15 protein-coding genes are annotated in these 14,686 nt (G+C 35.0%); all 15 read right to left on the bottom strand.

From position 1 onward, the window contains the following. Positions 1–224 precede the first annotated feature (224 nt). The 15 genes from mobP2 to dinB all read right to left on the bottom strand — a co-directional run bounded on the left by mobP2 (position 225) and on the right by dinB (position 14,650). Complete coding sequence (gene mobP2, locus QFX10_RS00275) at positions 225–2,591, bottom strand: MobP2 family relaxase (protein WP_280606297.1); 2,367 nt, start codon at positions 2,589–2,591, stop codon at positions 225–227. Continuing rightward, positions 2,570–3,115 (bottom strand): modification methylase Sau96I, encoded by a 546-nt coding sequence (locus QFX10_RS00280; RefSeq protein ID WP_280606298.1) that lies wholly within the window; start codon positions 3,113–3,115, stop codon positions 2,570–2,572. The genes mobP2 and QFX10_RS00280 overlap by 22 nt, the downstream gene beginning before the upstream one ends. 12 nt (positions 3,116–3,127) lie before the next feature. After that, entirely contained in the window at positions 3,128–3,604 is a 477-nt protein-coding gene (locus QFX10_RS00285; RefSeq protein WP_280606299.1) for a hypothetical protein, read from the bottom strand. A 4-nt stretch (positions 3,605–3,608) separates the two neighbouring features. Beyond that, a complete protein-coding gene (locus QFX10_RS00290; RefSeq protein ID WP_280606300.1) occupies positions 3,609–4,376 on the bottom strand; it encodes a DNA/RNA non-specific endonuclease in 768 nt (255 codons plus the stop codon). A gap of 9 nt (positions 4,377–4,385) precedes the next feature. Next, positions 4,386–5,201 (bottom strand): hypothetical protein, encoded by an 816-nt coding sequence (locus QFX10_RS00295; protein WP_280606301.1) that lies wholly within the window; start codon positions 5,199–5,201, stop codon positions 4,386–4,388. 513 nt (positions 5,202–5,714) lie between these two features. Then, complete coding sequence (locus QFX10_RS00300; RefSeq protein ID WP_280606302.1) at positions 5,715–5,972, bottom strand: hypothetical protein; 258 nt, start codon at positions 5,970–5,972, stop codon at positions 5,715–5,717. Positions 5,973–5,986: 14 nt separating this feature from the next. After that, positions 5,987–6,952, bottom strand: coding sequence for a hypothetical protein (locus QFX10_RS00305; protein ID WP_280606303.1), 966 nt, complete (start codon positions 6,950–6,952; stop codon positions 5,987–5,989). Next, the gene (locus QFX10_RS00310) at positions 6,949–7,359 is read right to left on the bottom strand and encodes a thioredoxin domain-containing protein (protein ID WP_280606304.1); all 411 of its coding nucleotides are present in this window, start codon (positions 7,357–7,359) and stop codon (positions 6,949–6,951) included. Before QFX10_RS00310 ends, QFX10_RS00305 begins: the two co-directional genes overlap by 4 nt. 207 nt (positions 7,360–7,566) lie before the next feature. After that, on the bottom strand, positions 7,567–7,854 hold the full coding sequence (locus QFX10_RS00315) for a hypothetical protein (protein ID WP_280606305.1): 288 nt from the start codon (positions 7,852–7,854) through the stop codon (positions 7,567–7,569). A 144-nt stretch (positions 7,855–7,998) separates the two neighbouring features. Further along, positions 7,999–8,472: a hypothetical protein gene (locus QFX10_RS00320; protein ID WP_280606306.1), complete on the bottom strand. Its 474-nt coding sequence runs from the start codon at positions 8,470–8,472 to the stop codon at positions 7,999–8,001. Positions 8,473–8,502: 30 nt separating this feature from the next. Beyond that, positions 8,503–9,249, bottom strand: a complete 747-nt coding sequence (locus tag QFX10_RS00325; RefSeq protein ID WP_280606307.1) for a helix-turn-helix domain-containing protein — start codon at positions 9,247–9,249, stop codon at positions 8,503–8,505. A gap of 244 nt (positions 9,250–9,493) precedes the next feature. Further along, complete coding sequence (locus tag QFX10_RS00330) at positions 9,494–10,936, bottom strand: primase C-terminal domain-containing protein (RefSeq protein ID WP_280606308.1); 1,443 nt, start codon at positions 10,934–10,936, stop codon at positions 9,494–9,496. Between the two features lie 264 nt (positions 10,937–11,200). Further along, positions 11,201–12,535 (bottom strand): DEAD/DEAH box helicase, encoded by a 1,335-nt coding sequence (locus QFX10_RS00335; RefSeq protein WP_280606309.1) that lies wholly within the window; start codon positions 12,533–12,535, stop codon positions 11,201–11,203. Between the two features lie 12 nt (positions 12,536–12,547). Further along, positions 12,548–13,501, bottom strand: coding sequence for a DHH family phosphoesterase (locus QFX10_RS00340; RefSeq protein ID WP_280606310.1), 954 nt, complete (start codon positions 13,499–13,501; stop codon positions 12,548–12,550). 75 nt (positions 13,502–13,576) lie between these two features. Further along, positions 13,577–14,650: a DNA polymerase IV gene (gene dinB, locus QFX10_RS00345; RefSeq protein WP_280606311.1), complete on the bottom strand. Its 1,074-nt coding sequence runs from the start codon at positions 14,648–14,650 to the stop codon at positions 13,577–13,579. Positions 14,651–14,686 lie beyond the last annotated feature (36 nt).

Here is a 14,686-nt window from a genome sequence, read left to right on the forward strand (position 1 = left end):
CTGTAATAACTTTTCGATTTTTAGACGCATTTAGGGTATGTAACTTAGTTATTAACTTTTTCTAAATGGTGTTTTTTTAGCAATATTTGTGGTATTATGTATTGTAAAGTTGTTTATTATTGATTTAGAATAGACAACACCTATATATAACATTATCTTGAAAAGTTTGTCATCGAATATCGTATCCCACTTTAGCGATATTCTTAAGATGGCAAACTTATTTTTTAGCGCTCACGTTCTCTCTCTTCATTTCGATCTAGAACTTTTAATAAATACTCACGTTTATCTGAATCATCTTTTAGTGCTAATTTAGCACCTTTAACAAATTTGCGTGTAGCTCGCTGATATGAGTTTCTGGCTTGATTTTTATACGCTCGGCTTTGATCAAAGGTTTTACTTATTTGTCTTCTAAAGCTTGTATCATACTGATAATCCCACTCAAGTTGGCTTTTAGCCAAAATATATTCTTCCGGCGCCAATTTATGATAAAGCTTTTTTAATTCTGTAAAATACTTACCATTTTGAATCCGTAACTGCTTTTTCCTTCTCGGATCGGAGGTTTGTTTTATTAAGTTGTTGTTCGTAAAGATCAAAAATTTAATATTGATCACTTGTTTCATATCTTCCAACTCTGATAAGTAGCTCTCTTTAGTTGCATTATCACCTTTAAGTAACTTAAAAATAGACTCATCAGTTACATACTTAGCTAACTTTATCTCATTCTCAAATCTAGCAATCTGTTCTTGACAGACTTTAGCATTGACTTTGCTGACTGATATTTGAACGACATTAAGATATTTATGCGCTAGCTGTTCTTTTTGCTCTTGCGCACCCTTCGTTAATCTATATATAGGCATTTTTTGCAAGTCTGCCAATTCGGCAAGCTCTGCTAGCTGACTTTGCTTGAATCTAACAAAATTCTGTGTCAGTTCATCTTTTGGTTGGTACTTTTCCAAAAGTTGACGCGTAACTGCAATCTCTTCGACCCGTTCTTCAATTATTTTCTGACGTAAGGCATATTTGAAGATTCCAAATCTTTGCTTGACTTTTATATTATCTGGATCTTCTTCTAAAATATTCCGTGAAGTTTCAACTAATTCAAACAGTTCATTTTTTTGCATCGACTTTAATGCTGTAAAATCAATATCTGATTTAACTCTTTTAGGATCAAAAGGTTCTACAAAGCGCTCATCATAAAACAGCTCTTCTTTAAAATCTGAAATATCTTTACCGGCAGCTTTTAATGCTTCTTTTTCTTCCTCTGAAAGGGGGACGACTAACGTGATTGAAATAGCATCACTTTTTATTTTGTAACCCATCTGTTCCCAAACTTTTGCACTATGAACTTTAGTGGCTTTAGGATCTTCATTTTGAATACGCTCTTGGTTATTTAGAGACAGATTTCTAATTTCCTTATTTTTATTAGCTACTACAACACTTTGGATATAATTTAGTGTGCGATTCCCTAATCTTTCCCTGAGTTCTGCTTCACGCTTAGCAAGAAAGCGATCCATTTGTCCATTACGAAATGCCCTCGCAGTTTGGACACCATATGACTTAACTAACTTTTGATGTAATTCATTTTTCTCTCTTGCAGTTCCTTTTTGATAAATGCTTAGGTAATTCTCCAGTAACTTTCTAGTATATTTTTGATAATTTTGATAGAGAAACGGATCTCTTTGTAATTGATAGTCAACATAGCGCGCAATAAAAAATTTACTCATCTTAAAGTCAATAGCATTCGATTTATAGCGCAATTTTTTCCCTTCCGGAAAATGTTCTAAAGCTTGATTTAAAAAGAAACTTTCAACTCGATCTAACTTTTCTACTTCTTTTTGCTCGATTTTTTTCAATAATTCGTTGCGTAAAGTAGCAATCTTTTTTTCATACTCTAGGTTTCTTTGCCGACTATCTTCTCTAAGTAGTCCATTGTAAACATTGCTCTTGATTCCTTTGATCGTCTTTTGTGAAAATTTGCCTTTCCTCTCTTTTCGATTCCTTGGAGCATAATATATCATTGGTCGTTCTGAATGGATCTCTGAGATCCCAATGTGTATGTGTACATTATCTGTGTTTAAATGAATGTTTCCCCACCAAAATGATGAACGCGACAAATGCTCGCGTCTAGCAACATTACCCATAGCCTTTTGCATGACCTGTTTTAGTCTCGTTTGATTTAAAAAACCAGTGTCTGGATCATAGATCCCATTTTCTTTTAAAAAGTTATTATCAAAAGAGATCACCCCACGCCATAATATTGATTTATTTTCATGTGCCTGATTTAACATCTCTTTTAATTGTTTCGCTTCACTGACATCTGCGTTTAAAGTTTTGTCTGTAAATATTCCTGTCCTATCTTTACCATCAACTTTAGTAGCATAGTTTCGTTTCATATAATCAATGTAACCTACATAATCAAGATTTTGTTCTTCTATTTTTTCTGCGATCTCTTTTGCTGTCTCTTGATTGATGCCTTCAACTAATCTATCTTCTTTCGGATCAACAGCTTCTTTCCGATTCGTATAATCAACAAAATTAGCATATGGAGTCGTGAAATCCCACATCACAGTTACTGCCGGTGTACTAGACAATATCTATCCTTCCCTTCTTTGGTGTGCAAATAACGTTTAAATGGAACTTTTTTAGCAGATTTCTCACTCTTATTTTTAACTATGACATATGAATTTTTACGTGATTGGTGAAAATTTCGCGAATATGCATAACTGTTACGCAATGTTTTTTCAGCATATCCTGTCTTTTTTGAGATCGTCTTTAATCTAAAGCCAAAATTAATGCCTATTCTGATCAATCTCTTTTGTTCTTTGCGAACACTTGCCGTCGTAACAAAGTTCCTTGTTGGTGATTTTGATTGGTTATTTTCTTTTACTAAAGCTTTCTGCCACTTGAGATATAACTTACGCATTTCAGAAATCTTATACTGCCATTCAGGTAAATATGGATCACCTGACCATGGATTCTTCAAGTCTTCAACGGGTTCTTTGAATTTCATGTGATAACCATCAAACGTCCCTAAACCATGCAAAGGATCAACAAAACCTAATGGTTCAGATTGCAACAGTTCTTCATATAATCTCTTTGAAGCTTTCTTACTCAAATTACTTCACCCCTACTTCGCCTTTCTTCTAATATCTTTGATCTGCTTGTTATGTGCTATATCTTGCTTTTGAATCGCCAGAATCCTATTAAGCAAGATATTGATTTCATTGCTATCTCCAGTTAAGTAGCTGCGCAATTCTTCAGGTGTATACTCCGGATTAAGTTCTTTTAGATTTTGATAATTGCTTAAAGCAACATAGAATGACATATTTTGTAATTGCTTGATTGTTTGTAACTCTTGTAAAATTTGTTTTTCGTCCTGTGATGTTATTCTTTTCAATTCATTTAATCGTTTTTGATAGCTTGTTCTCGAATTATTTTCCACAAATAGTTCATAGAAAGTGTTAGCAACAATTGACATAACTTTACTACGATTTAGAATGTCATCATTAAAATAATCTTGATTTTCAAGGTATTTATCGATTTCTGCAAGTTTATTACGCATATCTTTTGTAAAGTGCATCGTCTGTAATTTATTCCATTCCATTATTCTATTTCTCCTTTACTGTTGTCCCATCTAAATAATTTATTTTGTATCCCGGCTGTACATTAAAGATAAAAATATTGAATTCTATTTGATTATTCTCAACACTTTTCGCTTCCATTCGTACACCTTTTACTACTAAATCAATGCCGTTAAAAATTGGTGTCACTCTATATAAAACATGATGATTTGTTGTTCTAATATAATTAGCGATTTCTTTTTCGTAATAAACCATTGACTGTTGTTCATTCGCAAAATCTGCATTTAAAGCGCGAGTTCCTGTAAATAAATTTTTAGGATTATCATTCTCTCCACTCAGAGAAAACGCGATCAAATGGCATCGATTGTATAGATAACTTTGTTCACCGTTAAATATAATCTTTTTATTTTTCCACCCTGTTGGTTTTACTGAACTTATATCACCTCGATTGTTGCTTGGTAGAGACCTTAAACTAAGTAAAGCCTCAGCTTGGCCAACTCTATTTAGATAGTCCAGATCCGAAAATTTTTTCCAGTGATCTTTTTCTAGAGACATTTCTTTTTGAGTGAACGTGGGAACATTATTATTAACCTGTATTACTCGCTGACCTTGAAACTCTTTTTTTGCTAATGAATTATTTAAATCTTGATCAGGCGTAACATATTTTTTGCCTGAGATCTGTTCAGAAAAACTTCTAGGAAATAGAATATGTTTAACCGTATCGAAGACATTCGGCTGCACCAAAATTATCAAAACAATAGTAATTACAACAATAAATAATTTTCCTTGCTTCATTTTTTACCTCTACAACTGATCGCTTTGAGCCAAACTGATAAATTTGATCCAATTGATCATCAATTCAATATTGACATTTAATTTAGAAATTATTTCCATATCATGTAATTCCTGACGTGTTTGTTGATCTGAAACTTTAACTAGTAAATTTTTTACTGCTAAAGCATCATCGGCTAACCGATTATCATAAATATCTAAGCCACCATTTTTTAAAATCAAATATACTTGATCAAGCATATATTGATTTAGGTTCGCAGCCTTAGCCTGCTTAGATAATAGTTTTAGTCCCGCAATATCATCAGCACTTAACCCTCGAATTTCAATTCTTTTTTGTTCTTTTTTTATTTTTTTCTCTTTTTTATTTTCAAAAAATATTTCAGGAGATTCATCAGTGAGTACGCTCTTTAATTTTTCGTTGTCACTTACTCGCTGAATTGTTTTTTCCGATACAATACCCTCTTTTTCATCAAAAGATAATTCCCTATATTCTGCAAATTCTTTTAAGCCATCATCCATTAGATATAACCAATCACTAACTAAATCCGTCATTCTCAAAAAATATTTTGAAATTTTTTTCTTATATTTGACAGATTGAATATACCCATCGCCTAAAGCAAATAATGTTTTTTGCATTGATTCAAAATGATTTTTATATGCTGTTTTTTCTAAACCAACTAAGTCATTTTCAATCTCACGGCGTAATAAAAACTGTAAATACCCATTCAATGAAGTATGACCATTTTTTCTAGCCATTGTACGTAATTTTTCTAACTCGCTTTTAGATATGCCATTAATATCTATCCGCATGATTTTTTCATTTTTCATACAAATCACCTCAAAAATTTCTGTACTTCATAATTCTAGCTATTAAAAAATTATTTATATTTTTTGGGGTACTATTGGCTTGTAACAATTTGTAATCCGGCTTGTATTTTTTTGTAATTATTAGTTGTAATAATTTGTAAGTAAGATTGTAATAGCTTGTAAAAGCGAGTTAATTTCACGGGTCGAGAAACGTTGGTACTACCAACCCGGTAGCTTGTCTACCGGTAGTTTCTCTTATGCTCTTTTCGCTAGTTCACCAGAAATCTTTGATTTCGTCTGTGAACCGAAAATGACAAGCGTAGCGCAATGCACAGAAATTTTATATTTCGTCTTGCATTTCATTCAATTTTTGTGGGTTTGCTTCTTTGTACTTTTGATTTCAAAAGTAAGTAAAGAAGCCGCCTCTGTAATTTTGATGCGCCATATTTCCTACTACTCTTAAATTTTTTTATCAGTGCAACCAAAAAAATAACGGCCTTACTTGATATTTTTGTAAGACCGTTATCTATCTTATTAATTGTTATGAATTTGTTCGTTTAGCTTCTCAGCTTTTAGTCGTTGTTTCAAATTCTTATTGATCGCTTTCTGTTCTAAAACTAACTCATCAATATCTAGATTACGTGAATTATTTTTCAATTGTAATTCCTCAAACTTCAACCGACCATATTTTGAAAAAATTTCCAGCTCTGCTTTCGCATACGCTTCTTTGCGACTTTTGTATTTTGCCTGAGCTTTGTCAAGCTGCTCTTTGTAATTTTGTAATTTTGCCATTCCCTCACCTCAGATTATTTTGTATGAGCAACCTTGATAGGATTAGAGAATTCAAACGTTCCAGCTTCAATTGCTGCCTTCTTCTTTTCCAACATTTTTATTCTTACTCCAACAGTATCAATGTTTTCTCGAGCTTTTGAGATATTTTGCTGGTAATTATCAATGTCTGAATTAAGCTGATCGATCTGTGATAGATTATCTTCCTTTTGATCACTAGTCAGATAAATTTGATCTTTTTCAAGTTCCTTGATTTTTTCCTTATCATCTCTGATCAGTGTCTGTAAATTTTTAATAGCTTTTTGCAATTTTACTTTCTGATCTTCTTGAAACTTGATTTCTCTATCAACTTCACTACTTGCTAACTTTGTCCTATCAAGTTGTCCTAACGTTTTATATGTTAACTTTTTACCACGTGTCGTGATCAAAAATTGTACATAATCTTTAGTTTTCTTACTCTTAGAACTGGATATTGTAGTACTTGAAGAGGAACTTTCTGCGAGATCAACTGAAATATTATCTGCTGTTGTACCTCGATTAATAATACTGATTGCTACAGCATCGAAATTTTGCGGTACATTTTTTACTAGAACAGTGATCTTATTATTTAAGATAGGGATCACTTCCATAGAAATTTTACTATTTCGATTTTTACTATAAATTTTCCACGTAAGATTTTTCGGATTGATCTCTGTGTTTCCTTGTGCTTTCGTTTCAAAATTTAATAGCAGCATCTGATTCTTTTTTGAATAAATTTGCTTCTTCAATTCAACTGATCCAGTACCATTAGCGAAAACCTGCTCAGTTGCTAAATCGCTTGCCGAATAAACTTGTCGTGCCGGTGATAGCAAACCACTAACAACTAAAATTAACCAACTACCAAACAAAAACACAAAAAATATAAAGTATCTAAGGATCACTCTTTCGAGAAAAAAATTTCGAATTTGTCGCATTTTATCAAGAATTACTTTAAATAGATTCATCGATTCTCACCTCCAAAAACTTTCTTGATAACATCTTGTTTTGCTCGATATGCGCCTCCTTGTTTTTCAGCATAAATATATTTTTCTGCTTTACCTTCTCTGATTTTAATTATTGTAGAAGCATACCTCACGTTATATTTTTTGACCAAAGTTTTCCCATTATTACTTCTGGTGTCAATAAAAAATGTGGGGATAGTTGTTTTTCTTGAATATTCGAGGATCTCTTTTTCAGCCCCTTCGCAGTATGGACAGTTCTTTTTGTAAAATACTAGATTACTATTGCTACTTTCCTTCAAATTGGTAAAGTTATCTTGATTATTTTTCTGCCTAGCATAACTATTGCTTCCAAATAGTCCAGTTAAACAGATTCCCAATAAAATTACTCCTAGAAAAAATTTTTTCAGCAATTTTCTCACTTCTTTCTGCTTTTTTCGCTTGTCAATAAAAAAATTCAAATTTATCAAAACGACATTATAGTTGCCAATTTTGCGTCATCTTATTTACCACCTTTCTTCATGATTTAAATAAATTTTATTTGTCAACAAAAAATTTGAAAACTTCCAAAACGACATCGTAATTACCAATTTTGCGTCACCTCATTTACCACTTCAAAATTACCAAATTTCAATTTGCTTATCAGTGTCGCTTTTCCCATCTAATTGATCAGCGACTAATTTTTCGGCCTCATAAGCATTGTTGGCCATAACTAGAAAATTTTTATTTACTCCTTGATGCTCATGATCAACTAAATACAGTTTTTTCGTCACTTCCCTATAGTTGTTGTTATCTCTATCCGCATGGTCATCTTCTAAATATGTAGCAAGCCCTGAACAATAAAATAAGCACAACAAGGTACCCCAAACAATTAACCAACTTTCATCAAATATCATTTTTATTATCATTTTTATTCTCCTTTCAGTACCATATATTCGAAAAAACATTCCATGTCCACTCTTGTCTCGTAGTTGTTTTTCATCACAAGGTAGCTTTACCAACATTCTTGGTTGTAACTAGAAAATTTTTACTCAGTTAAATACAGTTTTTCGTCATTTTTTCTTGTTATATAAATTAATCTTTTTCATGATGCTAGTTTCCATTTCATGTTTGAGAGATTTAAAACACATCATTAAGATAAACGTTATGGATACCCTGTCTAGTAAAGAAGCAGAACTTATAGGTAACCATGTCAATATCAATCCTATATAGCCAAAAAAAGCTACTGGACAAATATAGAAATACCATCTGATTGATCTATACAAACTATGATTTTCAATTTTAAAAATATCCCAGTCAGTAACTGATGGATACAAAATACTATGCAAAAAACTGCCCAAGATAGTTTTAGACTCTTTTCCTGTCCAACCATAATGTAGAATATATAGCTCTCTATTTTCATTTACATAACAGATATAATATTTGTTTCTCAATCGTTCTATGACCGCTATCATAGACATTTCATCTTCGAATTGATCGATCATTACCTTTCCAAAAAAATTATTTTTGTAAGCTAACTTATACATAACTTAAGCTCCTCTCTTTCAAATGATCTCTTAGCTACGATCAATTTTGTATTTATGGCGGATTTGTTTAACATAGCGTTCAAACTGACGACGTCCAATAGTAAAATCTTTATGATTATCTCTAATAATTTCATATAGCCGGTGTGATGATATCGTATTATCTTCATACAAATGCTCCAAAATATCATGGTGATACATTTTTAACGATTTTCCTCTTAGATACTCTAAAAATTCATGTACGTTCATCTTTAAATAACGTCGCACTGTCTGTCTAGATATCCCTTTATCTCTAGCAATTGCACTAATATTTTTACCGCTTTTGTACATCCTGTGTACATCGCAATAAACCTTAAACTTTCCTTCAGGCAACGCCACTTTAGACCAATCATTTTCGCTTGTTCCTGATCCGCTTAAGCTATTAAGTTCTCGTTGAAATCTACTATGTGCAGCATACATATAGCCCAATAATTCCATGTCAAACTCTTCGATCAATTTAATTATTGGCAATATAGGATAGCCTCGTTTTGCTTCTTTTTGTAATTTCAATCGTACAGCATTTTGCTCTGAAAATACCCTATCCACCCTGATTATGGCCGGAATTGGTGTCAAGATGTCTTCAGCTTGATAGAAAGTCCAGCAAACACTATCAACCTTAATTAATTCAAAGTCAGGGTGTCCCTTAGATACTTTAAACTCATAGCAAAGTTCCTCTTGTCCCCCGCCTAAGAGATAATACCCTTGAACAATCTTCCACTCTACTTTTTTCTTGTCAGTCATATACTTCCCCCGATTCTTATAATTGTGTATGGTCCACTAAATTTAGTTTGATGTAGTAAATATCTTTGAGCTTCACCTCGAGACGTAAATATAATGATTCCATCTTCGTCTTCTAAGTATTTCTGTAAGCTAAATGAAAAAATGTAAAACATACTGATACACCTACCTAAAGCACATGCAAACTCCCTTTAATCTACAAGCACACTATCCTAGATATATGTAAATGGCAATTGGACCATTTAAATTATGAAGAGTTCACGTTCAAAAATTCTGTCTGTTTTGCCCGTGGTTGTACTGCACCTGAATCTTTAAGAGTTGAATCAATGTCCAAAAGATCACTGATTCTCGAAATATAATCATCTTTTACTTCACGCTTCTTACTTATTAGGCCAATAACAACTAGCGCAATCAGTGTTATCTTTGTGCTACCAAAACGACCTCTCGTCGTTTTGACACTGATCTTATTTACAAGTCTTTGTCGTAAGACTCTAAACGTAGTTTTACTGATACCTAATTCAGACATCAGTTCTTTATTTGTGCAGCTCAAATAAGGCTTGTCCACGCTACAATTTTTGCGTAAATAAGCTAATAGATCGTTCTCTGATTCTGCGTAATGGTTATATTTACGCTCTGAACGATTTTTAGCAAATTTATACCAGCCACTTCTTCTTGAAAAGAGATCATTCTCTTTTAATGAATCATCAACCCATGTTTGTAGCAGCTCAACAATATATTCTCGTTGAGCTGCCTTATATTTCCCGGAGTATGCGCTATTAATAATTCGCTGTACCTCGGAAAATTTTAACGGCACTGCCAGTCGATCATTGAACTGGTACAAATTATATTCGCAATTTTCCTTAGTTTTACCTGAAGAAAAATATGCGAGTGCCAAGGTCAATATAGCGTTATTGCGGCCAAGCATGCCTTTTTGACCACGAATATTGCCCTTATGTAACAACAAATCAAACCACGGTTCGTCAATTTGTCTATTTATATTTTTAGGCCGAATTAATTTCATGGCCCCCTTGTCACTAAACGAATCTTCTTGTTTATAAGACCACTGTAACCATTCATCAAATGAATAACAGTTATTCTCATCAAAATACAACACGTTATCTTTACGTGGTATTCTGAAGATTCCAAAATCGTTACAACCAGTATCAACATTGAATTGATTGGCATAAAGTCTTCTTAGATTAGCTGAAATTCGTTTGGCAACCTTTACTACTTTAAAATTAGTATGTTTGGTTACAAACGCTGGATTATCTAACACAAAATAGACCTGATATCCTTTTACAGTTTCAAGGATCATTGTAGGCATGAAACCACTATCGAGTCCTTGTAATAGGATCTCTGTCCATTCTGTTTCCTTATCGTCAATATCAATCACAAAAGCATTAATTTGACGAAGATTGTTCTCACTGTAGCCTGTTACTGTGCCATCTGCTTGTTTTTTTCCATAGCAGTACACATTTGGTGTCCAATGACTATATTCACCCCAGCTATCCGTTAAAGCTTCTAACGAGGTCATAATTACTCCACGCCCTAGTTTGAGCGTTTCTTTATCTCTAAAGCCAAATATGGCACCTTTATTTTCTTCAGAATAGCCTACTGGTTTTAAATGACTATTGAAATACTTGAAATCTCTTAAGCCAGATCCGACTATCAGACTATATATTTTTTCCATTAATTTCACCTCCAGCCAAATAAAAAAACCTATACTAGAGATAAATCTCCAATATAGGTTAAAAAATTTACTTTTATTTTAAATAGCTAAGAAGGTATTTTTTACTTACCGAGAAAAACTAAACGCTTAGTTAGATACTTGAGTAGTACAAGATAGCTAATTGCCCCGACAGTTGCTGATCCAGTCCCAAAAAAAGCAACTTCAACAGCAGTTAGGTAAGGAGCCGAATATCCATATCAGTTGACAAATACCCGGTTTTTTTTTTTAATAACGTTCGCGTTGTTGTTTTCTTTCTTGGCGCCGAGCGATCTTACGTTTTTGTTGGGCATCGCGTTTCAAGGCACGTTTGATCTTGTTCTTATAACCAGGTTTGCGCTTTTTCTTAGCTTTTTTGACCATCCCGATCATCTTTGGATCGAGACTTTCTTTGCGCGTTCTCCGCTTTTGTCGCCGGTTACGGTCGTAAGAGTCAACGATCTCCCCATTTTTGAGAGCTTTAGGTACAAATTTGACCCCCATTTGCTCTAACTCTTCGATCTCTTGTTCTTCGCTTGGGACATACAATGTGATCGCGATCCCTTTCATCCCGTTACGTCCAGTCCGTCCGACACGGTGGACAAAGAATTCTAGATCTTCTGGTAAGTCATCATTGATAACATGGGAGACCCCTTCGATATCGATTCCTCTAGCTGCCAAGTCTGTTGCTACAACATATTGATATTCTAGATTTTGGATCTCACGCATGATCCGTTTTCTTTCCCGTGGTTGAACACCACCATGGATCTTAGCCACTTTTAGCCCTTGTTGCCGTAAATAAGTCGTCAATTCGTCAGCTCGTTCTTTTGTATTAGTAAATACTAAAGCTAAGTATGGTTCACCTAAAGTCAATAATTGATGGATCAACTGATTTTTGCTACGTCCTTTAGTGGAAAGCAACCAGTTATCGATATCTTTACTGATCACGTGCTTGTTTTCTACGACTTCGACCACAGGAGCTTCCATGTATTTATGCAAGAATGGCTGTAATTTTTGCGGGATCGTTGCCGAAAAGACTAACATCTGCAGATCTTTTGGTAAAGCTGACGCGATCGCATCGGTCTCTTTTAAGAAACCTAGATCAAGTGTCATGTCAGCTTCATCAACGACAAGGTAATGAGCATTATGAACATCTAAGGCGTTACTTTTCATCAGATCTAAGATCCGTCCTGGCGTCCCGATCACGATCTGCGGTTGACGGTGCGCTAATTTTTCAATTTGGCGTTTTTTATCAGTGCCCCCAACATAGTTATGCACTAAGATCTCTTTTGGAGAATGTTTTGCTAGTTGCTTAGCTGCTTCATAGATCTGATATGCCAATTCGCGACTTGGAGTCGTGATCACTGCTTGCACTTCAGTTAAAGTCGGATCGATCTTTTCAAAGATCGGAAGTAAAAATGTGTGCGTCTTTCCACTCCCAGTCTGGGATTGCCCAACAACGCTCTTTCCTTTTTTGATCACAGGGATCAAACGTGCCTGAACTTCAGTCGGAGTAGTAAAGCCTAACTCAGCTAAAGCTTCATTGATGAATGGTTTAAAATTGAATTCTTTAAAATTTTTCATTACTTGTTTCCTTTAATTTTCTGTTACACTCGCAGCGATCTGATCTAATTTTTCAACGTAGGCTGGTAATTGGTCTAGATCTTCTAAAACCGCTCCACTAGCAAGTGGATGTCCCCCACCAGCATATTCTTTTGCCAGTTCATTGATCACTGGTCCTTTTGATCTGATCCGCATCCGATAAGTCTCATCTTTTTGCTGAACGATCACAGTCCAACAAACAACAGAAGAGATCTTACCGACTAACGGTACGACTTGAGCTGTGCCTGCATCCTCAAGCTCAAATTTTTCCATCGTTTCATTATCTAAAACGATGTATGCTGCATTGTGCTTTGTATATTCGATATTTTCTAAAACATAAGCTGAAAGTCGTGCTACTTCAGGTGTCACCTCATCTAAGATCCGGTTGACTTGGCTTGCATCGAAGTCATATTCCATCAACTGTGCGGCTGCGCGATGAGTACGTGGTGTGGTCGCACTATACATAAACCGCCCTGTATCGCCAACGATCCCAGCATACAACATGCGGGCTGCCTCTGCCGTTAAAACAAGTTTTCCAGCTAAACTCGCCACTAACTCAGTGATCATTTCTGAAGTACTTGAAGCACTTGGATCGACCCAACAAATATCACCGTAAGGGTCGTCATTTGGGTGATGATCGATCTTGATCAAAGCTTTTCCATTGAGATAACGTTCATCATCGACGCGCGGTCGATTAGCAGTATCAGTTACGATCACTAAGGCGTCTTTATAAATATCATCTGTGATCTCTTGTGGAGTTGCGATCCAACTAAGACCTTTGACATTTTTCCCAACTTGATAAACTTTTTTGGCGGGAAAAGTCGCTCTAATGATCGCTGCTAACCCACATTGGGAACCGTAAGCATCGGGATCAGGACGTTGGTGGCGGTGGATGATGATCGTATCATATTTTTGGATCTGAGCTAAGATTTCTTCTTCAACTTTCATTTTAGTTTTTCCTTATCTTTTAGTTTTCACATCTAACTGTATAGTATAGCATGTTTTTTTAAGTTTACTCAAATTTCACAAAGGTAAACGGATATTTTCAAATTCAAGCGGAGCAAGACTTGTCATCGTCAAACCTAACAAGCGGACAGAGATCTCAGATAATTCTAACGTTTCAAAGATCTGTTTAGCTTCATACATTAAAAGCGTTGGCTCATTTTCAAAATGATCTTGTTTCGTCACACGACGCGTCACTGTTTCAAACTCTGTCGTCCGTAATTTCAAAACTAGAGTCTTGCCATGTTTTTGTTTGGCATTCAATTCTTTAGCTAAACGATCAGCTAAAAGCGCCAATTGCTCGTCAACTTGAGCTTCACTGATAAGTGGGCGTGGATATGTCCTTTCATTACCGATCGAACGCCTTTCTTTGACTTCAACTGGACGCTGATCGATCCCGCGGACTCGTTGATAAAGGTCAAAACCGGCTTTGCCAAAGTGAGCTCTCAAATAACTTTGCGACTTACCATAAAGATCATGACCATCTTTGATCCCTAAAGCATGCATTTTTTGTGCTGTTTTTTTACCGACACCGCGAAATTTTTCGATCGGTAAAGGCAATAAAAATGCTTTTGCTTCACTTTCTCTGATCACTGTCGTACCGACTGGTTTACAAAAATCAGAAGCTAGCTTAGCTAAAAACTTATTATACGAGATCCCAGTCGAACAAGTTAAGCGTGTTTTTTCATAGATCTCTTGTTGTAAATAATGAGCTGTTAAAACTGCTGAGCCTAAATTTTTCTTATCATTTGTAACGTCTAAATAAGCTTCATCTAAGGCTAACGGTTCAACGACATCGGCGTATTCATGAAAGATCTCATGGATCTTACGAGAAACTTCCCGATATTTTGGAAAATCGGGACTGATAAAGACCGCATCAGGACAAAGACGCAACGCCTCACTTGCATTTTGCGCTGAATGCACTCCAAAAGAACGGGCTTGATAATTAGCCGTGGCAACGACCCCATGCCCCCCAGTCTTTCTAGGATCTTTGGCGATAACAACTGGCTTATCGCGCAAGCGCGGGTCATCACGCATCTCGATCGAAGCATAGAAGCAATCCATATCAACATGGATGATCTTACGCTTTTTCAAAATTACCACCTCGCTTTAGGCAGACAAAAAGCGTAT

This window comes from Ligilactobacillus faecis, assembly GCF_029889745.1.
Taxonomy (GTDB): Bacteria; Bacillota; Bacilli; order Lactobacillales; family Lactobacillaceae; genus Ligilactobacillus; species Ligilactobacillus faecis.